General features: G+C 36.4%; 16 protein-coding genes. 13 read left to right on the top strand and 3 right to left on the bottom strand.

Going from position 1 to position 22101, the window contains the following annotated elements:
* The first annotated feature begins 6 nt into the window (after nucleotides 1–6).
* Entirely contained in the window at nucleotides 7–540 is a 534-nt protein-coding gene (gldI, locus tag F1003_RS11995; RefSeq protein WP_155089677.1) for a gliding motility-associated peptidyl-prolyl isomerase GldI, read from the top strand.
* On the top strand, nucleotides 533–1744 hold the full coding sequence (locus F1003_RS11990; RefSeq protein ID WP_155089676.1) for a peptidylprolyl isomerase: 1212 nt from the start codon (nucleotides 533–535) through the stop codon (nucleotides 1742–1744). The genes gldI and F1003_RS11990 overlap by 8 nt, the downstream gene beginning before the upstream one ends.
* 145 nt (nucleotides 1745–1889) lie before the next feature.
* On the opposite strand, the gene F1003_RS11985 is transcribed toward F1003_RS11990, so the two are convergent.
* Nucleotides 1890–3353, bottom strand: coding sequence for an aminoacyl-histidine dipeptidase (locus F1003_RS11985; RefSeq protein WP_155089675.1), 1464 nt, complete (start codon nucleotides 3351–3353; stop codon nucleotides 1890–1892).
* Between the two features lie 443 nt (nucleotides 3354–3796).
* On the opposite strand from F1003_RS11985, the gene F1003_RS11980 reads away from it, so the two are divergent.
* The 3 genes from F1003_RS11980 (at nucleotide 3797) to F1003_RS11970 (ending at nucleotide 9249) form a co-directional block, all read left to right on the top strand.
* Nucleotides 3797–4864 carry a DUF3810 domain-containing protein gene (locus F1003_RS11980; protein ID WP_155089674.1) on the top strand — a complete coding sequence of 356 codons (1068 nt, stop codon included), beginning with the start codon at nucleotides 3797–3799 and terminating at the stop codon, nucleotides 4862–4864.
* Between the two features lie 78 nt (nucleotides 4865–4942).
* On the top strand, nucleotides 4943–7933 hold the full coding sequence (locus tag F1003_RS11975; protein ID WP_235898373.1) for an amidohydrolase family protein: 2991 nt from the start codon (nucleotides 4943–4945) through the stop codon (nucleotides 7931–7933).
* A gap of 11 nt (nucleotides 7934–7944) precedes the next feature.
* Complete coding sequence (locus tag F1003_RS11970; protein WP_155089673.1) at nucleotides 7945–9249, top strand: amidohydrolase family protein; 1305 nt, start codon at nucleotides 7945–7947, stop codon at nucleotides 9247–9249.
* 105 nt (nucleotides 9250–9354) lie between these two features.
* Here the strand turns inward: F1003_RS11970 and F1003_RS11965 are convergent, their stop codons facing one another.
* Complete coding sequence (locus F1003_RS11965; protein WP_155089672.1) at nucleotides 9355–10152, bottom strand: DUF6503 family protein; 798 nt, start codon at nucleotides 10150–10152, stop codon at nucleotides 9355–9357.
* 67 nt (nucleotides 10153–10219) lie between these two features.
* On the opposite strand from F1003_RS11965, the gene F1003_RS11960 reads away from it, so the two are divergent.
* The 3 genes from F1003_RS11960 to F1003_RS11950 all read left to right on the top strand — a co-directional run bounded on the left by F1003_RS11960 (nucleotide 10220) and on the right by F1003_RS11950 (nucleotide 13608).
* Nucleotides 10220–11017: a TrmH family RNA methyltransferase gene (locus tag F1003_RS11960; protein WP_155089671.1), complete on the top strand. Its 798-nt coding sequence runs from the start codon at nucleotides 10220–10222 to the stop codon at nucleotides 11015–11017.
* Between the two features lie 139 nt (nucleotides 11018–11156).
* Nucleotides 11157–12392, top strand: coding sequence for a M48 family metallopeptidase (locus F1003_RS11955; protein ID WP_155089670.1), 1236 nt, complete (start codon nucleotides 11157–11159; stop codon nucleotides 12390–12392).
* Between the two features lies 1 nt (nucleotide 12393).
* Nucleotides 12394–13608, top strand: a complete 1215-nt coding sequence (locus F1003_RS11950; RefSeq protein WP_155089669.1) for a cation:proton antiporter — start codon at nucleotides 12394–12396, stop codon at nucleotides 13606–13608.
* A 115-nt stretch (nucleotides 13609–13723) separates the two neighbouring features.
* Here the strand turns inward: F1003_RS11950 and F1003_RS11945 are convergent, their stop codons facing one another.
* A complete protein-coding gene (locus tag F1003_RS11945) occupies nucleotides 13724–14662 on the bottom strand; it encodes a hypothetical protein (RefSeq protein WP_155089668.1) in 939 nt (312 codons plus the stop codon).
* 103 nt (nucleotides 14663–14765) lie between these two features.
* Here F1003_RS11945 and F1003_RS11940 point away from each other — a divergent pair, with 103 nt between their 5' ends.
* The 5 genes from F1003_RS11940 to F1003_RS11920 all read left to right on the top strand — a co-directional run bounded on the left by F1003_RS11940 (nucleotide 14766) and on the right by F1003_RS11920 (nucleotide 21961).
* Nucleotides 14766–16973 (top strand): RelA/SpoT family protein, encoded by a 2208-nt coding sequence (locus F1003_RS11940; RefSeq protein ID WP_155089667.1) that lies wholly within the window; start codon nucleotides 14766–14768, stop codon nucleotides 16971–16973.
* 180 nt (nucleotides 16974–17153) lie between these two features.
* Nucleotides 17154–17606 carry a Fur family transcriptional regulator gene (locus F1003_RS11935; RefSeq protein ID WP_155089666.1) on the top strand — a complete coding sequence of 151 codons (453 nt, stop codon included), beginning with the start codon at nucleotides 17154–17156 and terminating at the stop codon, nucleotides 17604–17606.
* Nucleotides 17607–17619: 13 nt separating this feature from the next.
* Entirely contained in the window at nucleotides 17620–18900 is a 1281-nt protein-coding gene (locus F1003_RS11930; RefSeq protein WP_155089665.1) for an adenylosuccinate synthase, read from the top strand.
* A gap of 82 nt (nucleotides 18901–18982) precedes the next feature.
* The gene (locus F1003_RS11925) at nucleotides 18983–20785 is read left to right on the top strand and encodes an OstA-like protein (protein ID WP_155089664.1); all 1803 of its coding nucleotides are present in this window, start codon (nucleotides 18983–18985) and stop codon (nucleotides 20783–20785) included.
* Nucleotides 20786–21961 (top strand): aspartate aminotransferase family protein, encoded by a 1176-nt coding sequence (locus F1003_RS11920; RefSeq protein ID WP_155089663.1) that lies wholly within the window; start codon nucleotides 20786–20788, stop codon nucleotides 21959–21961. It abuts the gene before it with no gap.
* Nucleotides 21962–22101: the final 140 nt, after the last annotated feature.

Raw genomic sequence — 22101 nt, 5'->3', positions numbered from 1 at the left:
TTCAGTATGAAAAACCTACATATCATAATCATAGTAATGTTACTGTGTTTCGGTTGTAAATCTCCCGAAGCCAGAATGCCAGAATCGGTACAGTCTGGTTCTTTTCTTAAAGAATCCGCTGAACGCAACAAAAAACTGAACGAGAAGGAGAAAAACCTTATTCAGTCCATTATAAAAAACAATCCAGATAAAAATTATATCGCTTCCGAAAGCGGATTTTGGTATTACTACAATACCAAAGTAGAAAGTGATACTATTCAACCTGAGTTTGGTGACATTTTAGATTTCGACTATAATATTTCAGACATCAACGGTAATGAAATCTACGATGTAGAAAACAGAACCTATGTGATGGACAAACAAGAATTGTTTACTGGTCTGCGCGAAGGTTTAAAACTTATGAAACCAGAAGAAAGCGTAACCTTTATTTTTCCATCTCAAAAAGCCTATGGTTACTATGGAGATGATAAAAAAATAGGAACCAATATTCCTTTAATTTGTGAAGTAACTTTAAATACAATAACCCAAGAAAATGATTAAAAAAGCACTTACAGCACTAGTTGTATTAGTGGTATTGGCAAATATCTCTTGCCAAGAAAAATACCCAGATTTAGAAGACGGACTTTATGCCGAAATTATAACCTCAAAAGGGACTATGGTGGCAAAATTGCACTATGACAAGGTACCTGTTACTGTTGCTAATTTTGTAGCACTTGCTGAGGGCAACCATCCTATGGCAGAGAAAAAGTACAAAGGGAAACCTTTTTATGACAGCCTTACGTTTCATAGAGTTATGGATAAATTTATGATTCAAGGTGGTGATCCAACAGCTACTGGTAGTGGAACACCAGGATATAGATTTGCTGCTGATTTTCATAAAGACCTTAAACATGATAAGCCAGGTATTTTATCAATGGCAAACGCTGGCGGTATTAACACTAACGGAAGTCAATTTTTTATTACTGAAGCACCATATCCAAGAGGAAACTTCTATGACGACAATGGGAACCTTAAGCCTTGTGACCAAAGAGGTGTAAGCTGTCATTCGGTTTTTGGTGAATTGGTTAAAGGCCTAGAAGTACAAGACTCCATTTCTAATGTAGAAGTTGTAAACCCTAGAGCACGTAATCACAGACCTGTTGAGGATGTGATAATTGAAGAGGTAAATATTATAAGAAAAGGTAAAGATGCAAAGTTCTTTGATGCTCCAAAGGTCTTTGAAGAAAAAATGCCTAAGGTTGAAGAGGAATTCGCTACAATTAGAAATGAAGCAGAAAAGAAAGCTGAAGAACTAGCCAAACAAGCCAAAGCTGATTGGCTAAAGAAAAATGAAGCCTTAGATGGTCGTCGTATAGATTCTCCAACAGGAATGGCCATGATTTTCACACATGAAGGTGATGGCGTTAAACCAAATCCATCTCAACAGGTAAAAATAAATTGCGCTGGTTATTTTGAAGATGGCACTTTATTCTGGACCACGTGGAAAGCTGTTGCAGAGAAAAACGGAATGTACGATGAACGACAAGAAAAACAAGGTGGTTATGCTCCGTTTACGATGCCTTATAACGAAACAGCAAGTTTAGTAGCTGGTTTTAGAGAAGCTATGTTAAATATGAAGATTGGTGATAGAGCCAGAGTTTTCATTCCTTATTATTTAGGTTATGGAGAAGCTGGAAGAGCACCAGTTATTCCACCAAAAACCAATTTAGTTTTTGATATTGAATTAGTCAGTATAGCTGAGTAAAAATTCTATAAATGAACAAACAAAAAAGGCAGCTGAATCAGCTGCCTTTTTTGTTTGTTATCTACTGTCATGCTAAATTTGTTTCAGCATCTAAAGTATTAATATGTTTTCACAAATAAATTCAGAATGACAAAATGATCACACTTTAGTCCTTCTGCGGAATATTCTTCAAAATCTCCAACACAAACTCCCAATACTTCTGAGCCGATGATATCTGTGCACGTTCATCTGGTGAATGCGCACCTTTAATATTCGGGCCAAAACTAATCATATCCATATTCGGGTAATTCTGACCAAGAATACCGCATTCCAATCCTGCGTGGCAAGCGGCCACATGAGGCTTTTCTCCATTGTTTAGTCGTTCGTAGATTGGCACCATTACTTTTAGGATATCTGAATCCATATTAGGTTGCCAACCAGGATACTCACCTGAGAATTCAACATCGCAACCAGCTAATTCAAACGTAGCACGTAGCCTATTTGCTAAATCCATTTTTGAGGATTCCACAGAACTACGGGTTAAACAGCCTACTTTAATTTCGCCATCCTTTACAATCACTCTTGCTATATTATTAGAGGTTTCAACCAAATCTGTAATATCAGCACTCATACGATACACACCATTGTGCGCAGCATATATAGCGTAGACAATTTGCGCTTGTGCTTCAAATGGCATTGTTTTTTCTGGTAGCTCTGTTTTAGAAAGGACAACTTCTAAGTCTGGCTCCATAGTTTTAAGTTCTTTTTTGATGGTTTCAGCTAACGCTGTTAGCAAGCTTGTGAGTATAGCTTCTTTATCTGCTTCAAAAACCACAGTGGCCACACTTTCTCTGGGTATGGCATTGCGCAAACTTCCACCATCTATTTCAGATATTTTCACATCTTCGATAACAGCATATAACAAACGGTTCATAATTTTGTTGGCATTACCCAAACCTTCATGGATTTGCATACCTGAGTGACCACCTTGGAGACCTTTTACCTCAATCTTATAGGCCATCATGCCTTCCTTCGCCACAGGCTCTTCATTATATGTACCTGTTGCCGTGATATCTATTCCACCAGCACAACCTACTCCAATCTCATCATCTTCTTCGGTATCTAAATTTAAAAGAATATCTCCTTTCAATATGCCACCTTTTAATCCCATCGCACCTGTCATTCCTGTTTCTTCGTCAATGGTAAATAAAGCTTCTAAGTCGGGATGTTCAATATCATCACTCTCCAAAATCGCCATAATCGTTGCTACTCCAAGACCGTTGTCCGCACCCAGCGTCGTACCTTTTGCTTTTACCCAATCTCCTTCCACAAACATCTCAATACCTTGGTTATCAAAATCAAACTCGGTATCATTATTTTTTTGATGTACCATGTCTAAATGCGACTGCATAACGATGGGCTTTCTACCCTCCATACCTTTGGTTGCAGGCTTTCTTATGATGACGTTACCCACTTCGTCTTCTATGGTCTCCAATCCTAGGTTTGCACCAAAGTCTTTCATAAACTGTATAACACGTTCCTCTTTTTTTGAAGGTCGTGGAACAGCGTTTAAATCTGCGAATTTATTCCAAAGTGGTTTTGGCTCTAAGTTTCTTATTTCCTTATTCATATTTATTTTTTATGCATGCAAAATTACAAAATACAGACCATTCTCACTTGTCATTCTTCTTTGAAATTTCGGAGGTTCCAAATCCTAAAATTTAAATTTTTAAGGATTGATTATTTCAAATGTTCATTTTGTCTTGACACAAAACGAACCAAAAAGTCAAAACGATTTATTAGGAAATTGCAAAGCACCATTCGCTAATACATCCAAAATCTTATAATCAATTAACTTTAAATTTTCAATCCTAGATTTAGATTTACAACATTAGGATTGCTCATTATTTCTGAAAATCGTTGCTTCCGACCTTGTCGGAATCTCAAGTTAGATTAAAATACAGATATATTCTAATGTTATAACAAGGCATTCATTATTTAGTTTAAAATTACTTAGCGCCTTAGCGTCTTTGCGAGAACAGTTCAATCCAAACTTTTCCCTATTTTTGATTCATGCTGAAAAACAAAAAACTAGGACTCGTTATTTTTCTTGGAATTCAAATTATATTGATTTCAATCTTAAAAAACTATCCAGAGTTTGTAGAGCGGTTTTATAGCAACGGACTTTACGTATATATCTCCAAGTTGATGCGTTATGTCTTTGGCTGGATTCCGTTTTCGGTAGGTGATATTTTCTATACCTTGGCAGGCATCTATGCCATTAGATGGTTGGTGTTAAACAGAAAGCGAGTAGTGAAAGACACCAAAAACTGGTTGTTGGATATTGGTGCCGTTTTATCAATTGCATATTTTGCTTTTCATATACTTTGGGCTTTCAACTATTACAGGCAGCCTCTATATAAATTCTTAAATCTTAAAGCAGACTATACCACAGAGCAGTTAGTCTCCTTTACCAAACGTCTTATTGACAAATCGAATACAATCCATAGTCAATTAGCCATAAACGATTCCACAAAAGTAGAAATGCCTTTTTCTAAACGTGAAGCTTTCGCTAAAGTTCTGAATGGTTATGAAAAACTTTCAGAAGAATATCCTCATTTATATTATGAGCCTAAAAGCATTAAAAAATCCATTTACAGTACCGCGTTAACGTACATGGGTTTTTCGGGTTATCTCAACCCTTTTACTAATGAAGCACAAGTCAATGGCTTAGTGCCAACTTACAAATTCCCAACAACCTCTTGTCATGAAGCAGCACATCAGTTGGGTTTTGCTGCTGAAAATGAAGCCAATTTTATTGGAAGTCTCGCTGCTATACACAATGATGATATTCATTTTAAATATTCAGGATATACTTTTGCTTTACGCTATTGTCTTGTGGAAATTTTTAGAAGAGACAAAGACCTATATTATGAAATTTTATCTACTGTAAATAAGGGTATTTTAAAAAACTATCAAGAGGTTGAAAGCTTCTGGAAGTCTTACGAAAATCCTCTTGAGCCTTTATTTGCAGATACCTACGATAGTTTTCTCAAAGCTAACAATCAATCTGCTGGCATGAGGAGTTATAGTTATGTTGTTGCCCTGCTAGTTAATTATTATGGTGATAAAGCATTGTAAACGTTAAATTATTCTATTTCAACCCTAGTTTTTGTGAATATTCCTATATTTAGTCCTCTAATTTAACTCATCAACTTTATGATAAAAGTACACTTACGGCTGCTCATTTTTATGTGCAGTTTCTCATTATTTGCACAAGACTACTTCCCTACCAACAGTGGAGTAAAAGCAACTAATTCTAACTACACTGCATTAACCAATGCAACTATTCATGTTTCACCAACAGAAGTCATTGAAAACGGCACGCTATTAATAAAAGATGGCAAGGTGGTTAGTGTTGGTAAATCGGTTAACCTTCCTAAGAATACAACTCAAATCGATCTCACAGGAAAAACTATTTACCCTTCCTTTATTGATATTTACACCTCGTTTGGTGCTAAAAAACCAGAACGTGGTGGTAATGGCCCAAGATATGCCGCAAGTCGAAGCGGTTTTTACTGGAACGACCACGTGATGCCAGAGCAAGATGTGATGGCTAGTTTCAAGTATGATTCAAAAAAAGCATCAGAACTTCACAAACTTGGTTTTGGTGTTGTAAATACACACATGCCAGATGGTATTGTTAGAGGTACAGGTGCTCTGATTGCACTGAACAATGATGCCGACAACTCTGTACGTGTCGTTGATGGCGAAACCTCGCAACATTTTTCATTTAGTAAAAGTGTAACATCGCGTCAGGCTTATCCTTCTTCTATAATGGGAAGTATGGCATTATTACGTCAAATGTACAATGATGCTAAATGGTATGCCGATGGAAATATTGACACTAAAGATTTATCTTTAGAAGCACTTAACGGCAACAAAAACTTATTGCAAATTTTTGAAGCTGGCAGTAGAGCTAATGTCTTGCGTGCTGATAAAGTTGGAGATGCCTTCAACATTCAATACACCATTCTTGGAGGTGGTGATGAGTATGAACGTCTAGACGAGGTAAAAGGTACAAATGCCACGTTAATTCTTCCAATTGATTTTAGAGCAGCTTACGATGTGGAGAATGCTTTTTTAGCATCCACATTATCATTGAGTGATATGCGCGCTTGGAACCAAGAGCCTCACAATCCGAGGTTATTAGCGGAAAATGGAATTCCGTTCGCTTTAACAACACACGGTCTTAAAAAGAAAAATGCATTTAAGACTAATCTTATAAAAGCCATTGAAAGTGGGCTTTCAAAGCAAAAAGCATTAGAAGCCCTAACAACAGTTCCTGCTAATTTATTAGGAAAATCTGATGTACTTGGAACGTTAAAAGAAGGAAGCTATGCCAACTTCTTAATCACGTCTGGTGATATTTTTGATAAAAAGACCAAACTCTATGAAAACTGGGTTCAAGGTAATGCACATGTTATTGAAAACATGAATGTAAAGGATATCGACGGTGATTATAATTTTAAATTGGCTGGTGATGATTATAAGCTATCCATTTCAGGAAGCACAAGTAAACCTAAAGCCAAATTAGAAAGCGGAGATAAAAGCCTTGGAACTAAAATGAGCTATACTGATGATTGGGTTAACTTAACCTTTAAAACAGCTGATAGCACAAAAAAGGAATTCGTCAGAGTTGTGGCAAATGCTTCAAGCGGAAATAGTTTAAACGGTAAAGCTATAATGCCTAATGGCAACGAGTTATCGTTTTACGCCAATAAAGCGGATAAAGAAGCTGAAGAAAAAAGCAAGGATAAAAAAGAAATGGACTCTAAGTCTGAAGATGCTTTTATGAGTCCAATCACATATCCAAATCTTGCTTTCGGATTTACCGAAAAACCTAAATCAGAAACCTTACTATTCAAAAACGCAACGGTTTGGACCAATGAAGAAGATGGTATCTTAGAGAATACTGACATCTTAATAAAGAATGGTAAAATTTCAAAAATTGGAAAAAATCTTTCAGACAGTGGTGCCACAGTTATAGACGCAACTGGCAAGCATATCACTGCTGGTATTATAGATGAGCACTCACATATCGCTGCGGCTTCAATTAATGAAGGCGGTCAGAATTCTTCTGCCGAAGTAACTATAGAAGATGTTCTGGATGATGAAGACATAGACATTTACAGAAATCTTGCCGGTGGAGTTACCTCTATCCAGATTTTACATGGTTCAGCAAACCCTATCGGAGGACGTTCTGCCATCATTAAACTGAAATGGGGAGAAGCTGCTGACGATTTAGTATATGACAACTCACCTAAGTTTATCAAATTCGCATTAGGCGAAAATGTAAAGCAGTCGCGTTCTAGTAGAAATGAGCGTTTTCCTCAATCTCGAATGGGAGTTGAGCAAGTGTTTATGGATTATTTCTCTAGAGCAAAAGCTTATGATGAGGCAAAGAAAAGCGGAAAACCATATCGCAAGGATGCCGAAATGGAAGTTTTGGCAGAAATCTTAAACAAAGAGCGATTTATCTCGTGTCACTCTTATGTACAGAGTGAAATCAATATGTTGATGAAAGTTGCTGAAAAGTTCGACTTTAACATCAATACATTCACACATATTCTTGAAGGTTATAAAGTTGCCGACAAAATGAAAGATCACGGAGTTGGTGGTTCTACCTTCAGTGATTGGTGGGCTTATAAATACGAAGTTAATGATGCCATTCCATACAATGCTGCTATAATGCACAATGCAGGAGTGACTGTGGCTATTAATAGTGATGATGCTGAAATGTCTAGACGACTAAACCAAGAAGCGGCGAAGTCAGTTAAATATGGTGATATTAGTGAAGAGGACGCGTTAAAGTTTGTAACGCTGAATCCTGCTAAACTTTTACATTTAGATGATCGCGTAGGAAGCTTAAAAGTTGGAAAAGATGCAGATGTCGTTCTGTGGTCTGACCACCCTTTATCAGTTTACGCCAAAGCTGAGAAAACCATTATTGAAGGTGTGACTTATTTTGATATTGAAAAAGATAAGCAAATGCGTGAAGCAGTTAAGAAAGAAAAAAATGAACTGATCAATCTTATGCTTCAAGATAAAAATAAAGGCTTAAAAACTCAGCCTGTAAAGAAGAAAGAAAAGGAATTGTTGCATTGCGACTCAATGGATAACGAACACATAGCACATAATCACAACTAAAAATAATAAACATGAAAAGATTAAATAAAATAAACGTCATATTGTTTTTGTTGTGCATTACATTAGGTTTTTCACAACAGACACCAGCACCAAAGCAATCAAATACAATCGCTATTGTTGGTGCAACTGCACATATAGGTAATGGTAAGGTCATTGATAATAGCATCATTATCATGGAAGACGGAAAGCTAAAAACCGTTGCAGATGCAACTACTTCTAAAATTGATATGACTGCAATGGAAGTCATTGATGCCAAAGGCAAACATGTATATCCAGGTTTTATAGTTTCTAACGGAACTTTGGGGTTGGTTGAAGTTGATGCTGTAAAAGCTTCCAACGACCTTTCTGAAATGGGAACTTACAATCCACATGTAAGAAGTATTATAGCTTACAATGCCGAATCTAAAGTTGTGGAATCCATGCGACCAAATGGTGTGCTTTTGGGACAGGTTGTTCCAAGAGGAGGTAGAATTGCAGGTACCTCATCAATAGTACAATATGATGCCTGGAATTGGGAAGATGCTGCTATAAAAATGGATGATGGTATTCATATGAATTGGCCAAGTAGTTTTAGTCGTGGTCGTTGGTGGTTAGGAGAAGATCCAGGTTTAAAACCAAACAAAGATTATGCAAAACAAGTGAAGGAGCTTAACGACTACTTTAACGAGTCTAAAAGTTATGACAAGGGTTCTAAAGACGAACGCCATTTACCTTACGAAGCAATGGCTGGTCTATTTGATGGCTCAAAGCACTTATACATTAATGCTGATGATGAAAAAGGTATTACAGACGCTGTGAATTTTGCTAAATCACAAGGTGTTTCCAATATCACAATTATCGGTGGTTATCAAGCTGCGGATATAGCAGACTTCTTAAAGCAAAATAATGTTTCAGTAATGTTACAACGTGTACATACAAGACCACAGCTTGAAGATGATGATTATGATTACACCTTTAAACAAGCAAAGGAATTAGTTGATGCTGGTGTTTTAGTAGCTTTGGAAACCAGCGGACAAATGGAACGCATGAATTCAAGAAACCTACCTTTCTATGCTGGCACTACTGTCGCTTATGGATTAACAAAAGAACAGGCTTTACAGTTAATCACCCAAAATGCTGCAAAGATTATGGGTATTGATGATATGTATGGCACCTTAGAAGTTAATAAAAGCGCGACATTATTTATCAGTGAAGGTGATGCCTTGGATATGCGAACAAACAAACTGACACATGCTTTTATTGACGGCAGAAATGTTAGTTTAGAAACACACCAAACCGAACTTTATAAACGGTATTCCGAAAAATATGGTAATTAATTTTAAATTAAAAAAGCGAGCCAAAGGGCTCGCTTTTTATTTCCTGTCATTCTGAACTTGTTTCAGAATCTATAACTAAAATTGAGAATCCGAAACGAGTTCATATTATTCAACAACATTAGCTCCTTCAGGCATCATAAACATAGTATTCTGTGGAGCATCTTCGGATAATACCACATCTGTAAATTCAACTGTATTTCGTTTTTCTGTTGGTTGGTTGTTTTCGTATTTATACCAATCTACACTTTTCGGCACTACCAAGCCACTAACGGTTTGCCAATTGTTGTATCGGATAAATTTAAATTCTTTGCTCTTTCCGTCTTTTCCAAAAGTAACCGTATAGGCTAACCATTCCATTTTTCCTGTTTCATCATAATAGTAGATAATGTATTGGTCATCTGGAGAGACACCGATTCCGGCTTCATAAGAAATTAAAATTCCTGGATAGGTTTTACCTTCAAAGGTTAAGGGTTCGGCTTCCTCATAAATGATACCATCATCGCCAACAATAAAAGGCATGGCATAGAAATACATCATCAATCCCTTATAAAATCTTGCGTTACCCTTATATTCATTTTCATCTTTTTCATTGACCCAAAGATTCTCACCATCGTAACCCATACTATAATTTGGAGTATCAATCAATTCTGCTCTTGTTTTTAAATGTGTAGTCGTCACTTCTTTTCCGTTTGGCTTTTCCATAGTAAAGGACAAAGTTTGCATTTTGTTCCATTGGTCTATGCCACCATGCGCTTCAAAAACTTTGGTTATCGCTTCGGGATAAATACTTGTTGTGATGTCTTCTTTAGAAACCTCATCGACAACTGTAGATTCAGGTTTTGTTTCATTTTTACAAGCAGAAATTAAAATTGCTAAAAGCAATATGAATGATAATTTTTTCATGTTTTGGTTTTTGGTTTTCATGTTTGACGTTACACATCGTGTAAAATTACATTACTTTTGTTTTAATATGATAAAAGCAATAACAAGTCCACAAAATCCATTTATAAAACAGCTTGTACAGCTAAAGGACAAGTCTAGAGAGCGCAAAAAAACCAACAAATTCTTAATAGAAGGAAAACGCGAACTTTCCCTAGCCATTAAAGGTGGCTACAAAATTGAAACCTTATTGTTTTTCCCGGATTTATTTTCAGAAAGTGAAGCGAAATCAATGTCAGCATATGACATAGAGATTATTGAAATATCAAAAGAAGTGTTTCAAAAATTAGCCCATCGCGATACAACTGAAGGTGTTATTGCAGTTGTCAATTCAAAATCACATCAGCTTGAAAATTTAGAGTTTTCATCAAAAAATCCATTAATTCTCGTTGCCGAAGCACCAGAAAAACCAGGCAACGTTGGTGCGCTTTTGAGAACTGCAGATGCAGCCAATGTGGATGCTGTGATTATTGCCAATCCAAAATCCGATTTATATAATCCTAATATTATTCGCTCTAGTGTTGGTTGTGTGTTTACCACTGAAATTGCAATGGCAAGCACAGAAGAGGCAATAGCTTTTTTACAAAAGTATAATTTCAATATTTTCTCAGCCCTTTTGCAGGAATCCGAACCTTATCATACCCAAGATTACACGTTACCCACAGCTATAGTCGTAGGTACAGAAGCAACGGGACTAACCCAAGAATGGCGTGATGCCGCCAAACAGAATATTAGCATACCTATGCAAGGAGTAATTGACTCTATGAATGTATCTGTTGCTGCAGGAATTCTTATTTTTGAGGCTAAAAGACAGCGAAATTTTAAATGAAAATTCCGCAAACAACAAGAACTAAAGAGCAAATTCCAAAATGAAACGTCACTGCGAGGCACGAAGCAGTCTCATAAAAATGTCGAAAAACCACGAACAGATTGCCGCGCTACGGTCGCAATGACAACTAATTAACGATATGACAGCACAAACCCTTTTCTACATCATCATAGCAATTATCATTGTTAACTTCATTAAGGATAAAATCCTTGATACCATAAACGCCAAACACTATAACGACCCAATTCCTAAAGAGTTAAGCGATGTTTACGATGAAGAGGAATACAGAAAATCACAAGCTTACAAAGCTACCAATTACCAATTTGGGATATGGTCTTCCCTATTTTCATTGGTATTAACTTTAGCATTTCTTTTTTTAGATGGTTTTGAATATGTGGATAATATTGCCAGAAGTTATTCTGACAACCCAATTGTAATCGCCTTAATATTCTTTGGAATCATTATGATAGCCAGTGACATCATCACCACACCTTTTGCCTATTACAAAACCTTTGTGATTGAAGAAAAATTTGGATTTAATAAGACCACTAAAAAAACTTTTATCTTAGATAAACTTAAAGGTTTATTGATGATGGTTATTTTAGGCGGAGGTATTATCGCCTTAATCGTTTGGTTTTATCAGGCGACCGGTGATTCATTCTGGTTGTATGCTTGGGGAATTGTAACAGCCTTTACGATATTTATGAATATGTTTTATTCACGATTGATAGTGCCTTTGTTTAATAAACAAACACCATTGGAAGACGGAGATTTACGCAATAAAATTTCTGAGTACGCGAAGTCCGTAGGTTACAATCTCGAAAAAATATTCATCATTGACGGCTCTAAACGTAGCACTAAGGCCAATGCCTATTTTTCTGGTTTTGGAAGTGAAAAACGTATTACGCTATACGACACCTTAGTCAACGATTTAGAGGACGAAGAAATCGTTGCTGTATTGGCGCACGAAGTTGGGCATTATAAACGCAACCATATCATTATTAATTTAATCACCTCAATTCTACTTACAGGATTGACACTCTATATTTTATCGATTTTTATTTCCAATCCGTTATTATCCAATGCCATTGGTGTTGACACTCCAAGCTTTCATGTAGGTTTGATTGCTTTTGGATTGCTCTACTCACCTATTTCAGAAGTTACAGGTTTAATAATGAATTACGTCTCACGTGTGTTTGAATACCAAGCCGATGATTATGCCAAAACCACCTATAAAGCTGAACCATTGATTACGTCTTTAAAGAAATTATCAAAGAATAGTCTTAGTAATTTAACTCCGCATAAAGCTTACGTGTTTATGCACTATTCTCATCCAAAATTATTGGATCGTATTAAAAATCTTAAAAAAGAATAATATGGATACAGACATTTGGTTCTATTTGATAGTAGGCTTGATGGGATTGCTTTTACCTTGGCTAAAAAAAATCGAACAATTTCAGCTAATAAATGTTCCAATTGTAGCCATTCTTGTAGGCTTAACCTGTTATCTACTACCGATAAACCTACCCATCCCAAATCCCATAAAATATAATGACGAAATATTAAGACTAACTGAAATTACGGTTATTATCAGTATAATGGGTGCTGGTCTAAAATTGAATCATAAATTTTCACTTAAAAACTACCGAATCCCTTTATTATTAGTAGGTATTACGATGATTGGATGTATTGCTTCAGTTGCACTCCTAGGTTGGTGGATTGGGCTTGTACCTGCTTCTGCATTACTTTTGGCAGCTGTATTTGCACCCACCGACCCGGTTTTAGCTAGTGATATACAAGTTGAAATTGAAGAAACGACAGAAGAAGAACATCCTGTGCAGTATTACCTCACAGTAGAAGCAGGCATCAACGATGGTATGGCCTTTCCGTTTACTTGGCTCGCTATTTTATTGGCACTAAATGGAATGACCTCTATGGACTGGGTCAGTGATTGGTTTATCGTCGATGTACTATATAGAATCATTGTAGGTATTATTATCGGATATGTTACTGGTCGTGTAATTGCATGGTTGTTCTTTGAATTACCAGACAGAGTAAAAATCGCACCCAAGCGACTTGGATTTTTAGCCGTAGCCATTACGTTTTTTATTTACGGTGTAACTGAGGCCGCACACGCATACGGTTTTATTGCTGTTTTCGTTTCTGCCGTTACTATTAGACAATTTGAAAAACAGCATCAATTCCATAAGGAAATGCATGATGTAGTTGCTCAAGTAGAGTTATTTTTAATAACGATAATTTTAGTTTTTTTAGGTGGTTATATTGCAACCTATTGGTTTAAAGAGCTCACATTACCTTTAATTTTGATTTGCTTAGGTTTCATATTTGTAATTAGGCCCGTTTTTGGAATATTACCCACCTTAAAATCGAAAATGTCTTGGAAAGAGCGTTGGGCTGTGTCGTTTCTAGGAATCAAGGGTATCGGATCTTTTTTCTATCTCGCATTTGCATTGAGTAAAGCTGATTTTTTGCATGAAGAAACTCTTTGGAGTACTGTTTCCTTTTTAGTACTTGTATCCATTATAGTACATCGGTTGGCTGGGGTCATAATTAAAAAAAAATTGCTTTAATCTACTTGATCAATTTGTTCCAATCTAAACCAATTAGATTCATTTAGAAGTAACAATAAGTGGTACTAATAAATAGCATTCTAGATGAAAAATATCATCATCCTCAGACGGATGCTTAATCAGGTATCACCTTTAGTACCTTCTTTTTATCAGAACTTTCTATAACGATAAATTGCAATTCGTTTTTAGTAAGGTCAATCGGAATAGACTCAGATTCCTGTAAATTATGCTGTTCAGAGTAAGTTTCCCTTCCAAGAATATCATAAACTTTAATTGTCACGACCTCATTGACACCTTTTACGTGTAATTGGCCATCAAAGTAATTGGCAGCAATAGTACCAGATATATTTGCGCTATCACTCAAAGTTGCATTACATTCAGGAAAAGAGAGGTAACCATTAAATGTAATGTTGTCAGAACCTTCTGTTCCACTTACAATGCCGCTGCCATAACCTTCGTCAGAAGAATAACCAGAGCCACTAATATATACACCAACAAAATTAAACGTATCGGTTGATGTTAATCCAATATCTGCCCAATCAAAACTAATCAGGTAAGAAATTTGTGAGTTAGAGTTTAAAGTAGAGTTAACCGCTGTGACAAAGTTTAACCCATTGTCTCCCACAGGACCATTAACTGGTATAGACCATAAACCGGCAAAATCAACATTAACAGCCACAGCATAGGATGCTTCAAAACCTGGTGGAAAAGTAATAACACTTCCAAAGCCCGAAACATTACTGTTTGTTATTGCAGTTCTGTGCGCATCTGCACTGTCATCAACACTTAGGTCAATATTATTACGCCCTGGTGCTCCCGTATCAATATAAAAAACCAAAATATCATTCATTTCATTGCCAGAAGTTGACATATGGAATTCCACAATACTATTTGGGTCACTGGTCAAAAAATGCCCTTCACCAACAGCTCCACTAAAGCCATTATTTCCGTTGGCGTAACATGGTGGTGGCGGAACTTGGGAGTCAACCTGTGCATTTTGCGAAAACACACATACTGATGAGAATATCATCAAAGAAGTAATAATTTTTTTCATACTATAGTATTTAAACTAAAGATACATTAATTATAAATTAGATTCAAAATTATACTTTACAAAAACCATTGCTCATTAAAAACCAATTCACTACTTTAGTTCTATGACTGAAGCAGCCATAGAGAAAGAAAATAAAGCCATTGCCAAAGCTTACAAAGAGTTGCTCAAAGTAAGCTACCAGACCTTGACTCCAAAGGACAAAAAAATGATTCGTCATGCCTTTGAGGTGGCTGTTGACGCGCATAAAGATCAGCGACGCAAATCTGGTGAAGCTTATATTTTTCATCCTATAGCTGTAGCAAAAATCGTAGCCCAAGAGATTGGCTTAGATGCCACATCTATTGCTGCGGCTTTGCTTCATGATGTTGTTGAGGACAATCCTAACTATACACTCGCAGATATAGAACAATTGTTTGGCGAAACAGTAGCGAGAATTGTAGATGGTCTTACCAAAATTTCATCGCTCGATACAGAAATGGATGTTTCATTGCAAGCGGAGAACTTCCGTAAAATGCTGCTCACCCTTAATGATGATGTAAGGGTTATTATCATTAAGATCGCTGACCGTTTGCACAATATGCAAACCATGGATTCCATGCGCGCTGATAAGCAAGTAAAAATTGCATCAGAAACTTTGTACATATATGCGCCTCTTGCTCACAGAATCGGACTATATAACATTAAAACCGAACTCGAAGATCTTGGTCTTAAATACACTGAACCAGAAGTGTACAATGATATTGCTGAAAAAATGCAAGAGAGCAAAGAGGAACAGGATGCTTACATTAAATCATTCTCTGAGGTCATTGAAAAGTCCCTAAATAAAGAAGGATTCAACTACGAAATTAAAGGACGGCCAAAATCCATCTTCAGTATTAGAAGAAAGATGGTAAAACAAGGCGTATCTTTTGATGAAGTCTATGATAAGTTTGCGGTTAGAATCATTTATAAGTCAGATTTAGAAAACGAAAAATTTCTCGCTTGGAAGATATATTCAGTGGTCACAGATCACTTTACACCAAACCCTATTCGACTTCGCGATTGGATTTCATCTCCCAAATCTACCGGTTATGAAGCTTTACACATTACTGTTGTTGGCCCTAAAAGTCGTTGGGTAGAAGTTCAGATTCGTAGTGAAAGAATGAATGAAATTGCTGAAAAAGGCTACGCAGCACATTATAAATACAAAAATAATAATGATAAAGAAGATAATCTAGACTTATGGATTAACAGACTACAAGAAGCTTTAGAGAACAATGAGGCTGACGCTGTAGATTTTGTTGAGCAGTTTAAGCTCAATCTGTACTCTAAAGAGATTTTTGTTTTCTCACCAAAAGGAGATTTAAAATCTCTCCCAAAAGGTGCTACTCCACTCGACTTTGCTTTTAGCATTCATACTGAAGTCGGCATGAAGACACGTGGAGCAAAAGTCAATGGTAAACTAGTACCACTTAGCCAAGAATTACAAAGTGGTGACCGTGTTGAAATCCTAACGTCCGAAAACGCTAAACCAAATGCCAACTGGTTAGATTATGCCACCACAGCTAGAGCACGAAGCAAAATAAAATCGGCATTAAATGCGCATACCAAAGAGATTGCAGAAGAAGGCAAAGAGATTCTTAGACGTAAGTTGAAACAGCTCAAAATCACCTTGAATGAAAAATCGATAAACGAGCTCGTTAATTACTTTAAATTAAAGACCTCTTTAGATTTATTTTATCGTGTTGGTATCGGCACAATAGATAATACAAAGCTAAAAGCCTTTGCTTCCTCTCGTAGCAATGCTTTTATGAGCTATATTAAAAATAAAATCCGAAAGCCAGATGTCCCAAAAGATATCGATAAAGATGAGATTACTTCTAAATACGACATGCTGGTTTTTGGCAAAGAAGAAGAGCGTCTTAATTATACCTTGGCCAACTGTTGCAATCCAATTCCTGGCGATAAAGTATTTGGTTTTGTAACTATAAATGATGGTATAAAAGTACACAAGAAAAACTGCCCAAATGCGGTGAGTTTACAATCTAATTATGCCTATAGAATTATGCCTGCAAAATGGATAGATTCTACACAGCGCACCTATACATCGCACATAAAACTCTCTGGAATAGACAATCTTGGTTTGGTTAACGATATTACGAAGCTAATCTCAGAAAATCTTCATGTGAACATGAAAAGCATCAGTTTCTCTAGTGATGATGGTATTTTTAACGGTGATATAACTGTTGAAGTAAAAAACCAGACCATGTTAAAAAACCTTATTGACAAGCTCAAAAAAATCAACGGGATTGACAAGGTGACTAGAGTTTAAAATCTAAAATCCGAAAAAAGTCGTCACTTCGAGTGAAATTAAAAGAAGTGAAATTTTGCACTTCGACAAGCTCAATAGAACTATTGAGAATTTTCTTGAAAACTTGTTCATTTCTTTCGTTTTTAATGCGAAATTAAATCATTCTTATCCTATAATTTTTGTGTAAATTTGCTCTTTATTATGAATGCAACAACAGAAGAAAGTAATCAGGAAATTGTAAAGCGCGTCTTTACACAATTCCTTGAAGACAAAGGTCATAGAAAAACGCCAGAGCGTTACGCTATCCTTCAAGAAATATACGACAGTGAAGAACATTTTGATATAGAGTCGCTCTACATTAAAATGAAAAACAAAAACTATCGTGTCAGTAGAGCTACGCTTTACAATACTATAGAATTGCTATTGGAATGTGCCTTGGTGCGCAAACATCAGTTTGGACAAAATCAAGCGCATTACGAAAAATCGTATTTCGATAAGCAGCACGACCATGTCATACTTACCGACACTGGTGAGGTTATAGAATTCTGTGACCCACGCATTCAATCTATTAAAAAAACCATTGAAGAGGTTTTTGACATCAACATAACTAATCATTCACTATACTTTTACGGTAACCGTAAAAAAGACGACTAACTAATTTTTTATAATGGCAGTAGATTTACTACTTGGATTACAATGGGGAGATGAAGGCAAAGGAAAAATTGTCGATGTATTTACCTCAAAATACGATATTATTGCACGCTTTCAAGGTGGGCCAAACGCAGGACACACTTTGGTTTTTAACGGCAGAAAGCATGTTTTGCATACTATTCCTTCTGGAATTTTTCATGACGACACGGTAAACCTAGTGGGTAACGGAGTGGTTATAGATCCTGTAATTTTTAAAAAGGAATTAGATAAACTCGATGAACAAAATGTCGATTATAAAAAATCTCTATGCATCTCGCGTAAAGCACATATCATTTTACCTACGCATCGCTTATTGGATGCCGCGAGTGAAGCTTCAAAAGGGAAAGCAAAAATAGGTTCTACACTAAAAGGTATTGGTCCAACATACATGGACAAAACCGGTAGAAACGGTATTAGAGTTGGTGATATTGAATTAGCCGATTGGAAGGACAAGTACAGAGCTTTGGCAAATAAGCACGAAGCGATGATTGATTTCTACAATGTGGATATTCAGTACGATTTAAAAGAATTGGAAACTGATTTCTTTGAAGCCATTGAAACATTGAAATCTTTGAAATTTATTGATTCAGAAGAGTTTATTCATCAAGCGCAATCTTCTGGTAAATCAATTTTGGCAGAAGGTGCTCAAGGTTCGCTTTTGGATATTGATTTTGGTACATATCCATTTGTGACGTCTTCAAACACTACTGCAGCAGGTGCATGTACTGGTTTAGGTGTGGCGCCTAATCAAATAGGTGATGTATTCGGAATTTTTAAAGCCTATACGACGCGTGTTGGTTCAGGACCATTCCCAACGGAATTGTTTGATAAAGACGGTGAAACCATGGCACGTGTTGGTCATGAATTTGGTGCAACTACTGGTCGTCCGAGACGTTGTGGTTGGTTAGATTTGGTAGCATTACGTTATGCCTGCCAAGTCAATGGAGTCACCCAATTAATCATGATGAAAGGTGATGTACTTTCTGGATTTAAAAACTTAAAGGTCTGTACGGCATACAAATACAAAGGAGAAACTATTCATCATTTGCCTTATAATATTGAAGCTGAAAATGTAACGCCAATCTATACTGAAGTCAAAGGCTGGTCAGAGGATTTAACTGGTATGACCGAAGCGTCGCAATTACCTAAAGAATTCAACGACTATGTGGAGTTTTTGGAAAATGAACTGAATATTCCAATCACCATTGTATCAGTTGGCCCTGATCGTAAGCAGACCATCATCAGGAAAACGGTATAGTTTTTGAATTTTTAGATTCTGTTAAAAAAACTGTTAACCCATACTAAAGCAATTCCAATAAGTGTTACATTGTAAAAAACATATGGCTTTGAATAGTTTTAAGAATCTACTTTTTGCAATTCTTTTTTTTGTTTCGGTGATTAGTTTTGCTCAAGAAAAACAAACGATTACCATAGAATATGCTGGTATTGCAGTTTCAGATCCCGAAATTGAGGATGGTGCTCTCGTTTTTCTACGTGACGAATCACAACAGGTGCATTTCGTTCATAAAGGCGTGAATATGTGGTGCGATAAGGCCATATATTACGAAGACCAAGATTATATTGAAGCCTTTAGTAATGTACAAATGAAGCAAGGTGACTCCATCAATATGGTCGCTAAATATTTAGAATACAGTGGTAAAACACAATTAGCTTTTGCACAAGGCGATGTGGTATTAACCGAACCGCAATCTGTATTAACAACAGATAAACTCCACTACGACAGAACACGTCAACTAGCCTATTACGATACCAAAGGTAAAGTTGTTAGAGATTCCTCAGGAACGATTACAAGCCAAATTGGTCGTTACTACATGAATGCCAAAAAGTATCAATTTACACAAGATGTGGTTTTGGTTAATCCTGACTATACTTTAAATACTGAGCGTTTAGATTTTTTTCCAGATAATGGTCATGCTTATTTGTTTGGACCTTCAACCATCGTGGGTGAAAAGAGTAAGATTTATACAGAACGTGGTTTTTATGACACTAAAACCAATATTGGGCATTTTCAACGCAATGCCAAGATAGACTATGAAAACAGAACAGTAATTGGTGATAGTTTATATTTTGACAGAAATAAAAGTTTTGCTTCTGCCACCAATAATATAAAAATCACCGACACCATAAATAACAGTGTCGTTAAAGGTCATTATGCTGAAGTTTGGCGTGATAAAGATTCAATTTTCATCACAAAACGTGCTTTGGCAATTACCGTACAAGAACGAGATTCAGTGTACCTCCATGCAGATACCTTAATGGTTACTGGCAAAGAAGAAAATCGTATTACAAGAGCCTATTATAATGCTAGGCTTTATAAAAGTGATTTAGCTGGTAAAGCGGATTCTATTCATGTTAACCATAAAACAGGGTTAACACAATTGATTAATCTCAGTCGTTTCAGTTCAACTGATGCTTTTGCCACAAAACGTAAACCTGCACTTTGGAATTTAGGCAACCAAATGACAGGTGATACTATTCACTTAATTTCTAATGTCGAAACCGAAAAACTAGATTCCCTAAAGGTTTTCAACAACGCGTTTTTAGTGAGCAAGGACACTATTAGTGAAGATGGTTACAACCAGATTAAAGGTCAACGGCTTATCGGTTTGTTTAGAGACAATGAACTATATAATGTAGATATTATTAAAAATGCCGAAACCATTCGTTATATGCGTAATGAAGCTAATGAGCTGATTGGCATTCAAAAATCTAAATCCGGAAGTATAAATATTCAGATCATAGACAAAGCCATTGAAGAAGTCATTTTTAAAAATCAAATAGATGGGAATATTTTCCCTGAAGCTGACTTCCCAAGAAGCGGAAGACGGCTCAGAGGTTTTGATTGGCGAGGTGAAGAACGGCCAATGTCTGTAGAAGATTTATTCAAGGATGATCCACCATTGGTATTGCCAAAAATTCAAGGACTAGAGGATTATGTGCCACCAGAGGATTTTATTGATGATAGTGCTGCAGAACGTATAGAGGAGGCAGGTAAAGATACACCTAACAAACCCAACAAAGCTGCAAGGAACTTGCCTAAGAAAACAACCGTTATGCCTTTAAAACCAAAGGTGAAACAGGTTGAAGAATCAAAAGAAGAGAAAGAAAAAGAAGGTCAATAATTGCAAGACGATTTTTTTAAATATCAAGCACAGACCACACCACATCCTTTGGCTATGGAAGTTAGCCATGCAAAGGGTTCCTATATTTATGACAAAAACGGAAAAGCCTATCTCGATTTTGTGGCTGGAGTTTCGGCATGCGCTTTAGGGCATTCTCACCCACAAATCGTAAATGCTGTAAAAGAACAATTAGACAAATATCTGCATGTAATGGTTTATGGGGAATATATCCAAGAGCCTGCACTACAACTGTCTAAGCTTTTAGCAAAGCATTTACCAGAACCTCTCGAAACCACCTACTTGGTCAATTCTGGCACAGAAGCTATTGAAGGTAGTATTAAGCTGGCAAGACGCTATACTGGTAGAAGCGAAATCATCGCAGCAAAAAATGCCTACCACGGCAACACTATGGGTTCATTGAGTCTCATGGATTTTGAAGAACGTAAAACACCTTTTCTTCCACTTATTCCAGACGTAAAACACATAGAATTTAATTCCGAAAGCGACCTGCAGCAAATTACAGAACATACTGCTGCAGTTATTCTGGAAACCATACAAGGCGGAGCTGGTTTTATTGAACCGACCAACAATTACTTAAAGAAAGTACAAGACCGTTGCAACAAAGTTGGAGCTGTTTTTATCCTCGATGAAATTCAACCAGGAATTGGCAGAACAGGTAAACTCTTTGGTTTTGAGCATTACAACTGCCAACCAGATGTCATTGTCACAGGTAAAGGTTTGGGAGGTGGTTTGCCAATTGGAGCTTTTACAACTTCAAAAGAAATGATGTTAACCTTAAGTGATAATCCAAAGTTGGGTCATATTACTACTTTCGGAGGCAATCCTGTTATCGCAGCTGCAGCATTGGCAACTTTAAAAGAAATTACGGACTCAAACCTTATGGAAGAGACTGTTAAAAAAGAGCAATTAATCAGAAAACACCTTCAACACACACACATAAAAGAAATAAGAGGTAAAGGATTAATGCTGGCAGCGCTTTTAGAAAATTCAGAGATAACAAATGAAGTTATTTTACGTGCTCAAGACCAAGGATTGATTTTATTTTGGCTACTTTTTGAACCCAAAGCCATCAGAATTACACCTCCTCTAACAATTTCTAATGAAGAAATCATTAAAGGTTGTAAGGTGATAACTTCTATTTTGGATTCGCTTTAATTTTATTTACATTAATCCAACAGACTGATTTACAAACACCAAAGAGCACTTTACATAAAGTATTATTTCAATGTTAATTAATTTGTTAAAAACATTACTTCAAAAATCGATGAAGTGCAAACGATAACTGTAATTTTATT

The sequence above is a fragment of the Winogradskyella ouciana genome (assembly GCF_009709615.1).
Taxonomy (GTDB): domain Bacteria; phylum Bacteroidota; class Bacteroidia; order Flavobacteriales; family Flavobacteriaceae; genus Winogradskyella; species Winogradskyella ouciana.
Note: the sequence above shows the minus strand (reverse complement) of the source record. Positions and strands in the feature narration are given on the sequence as shown.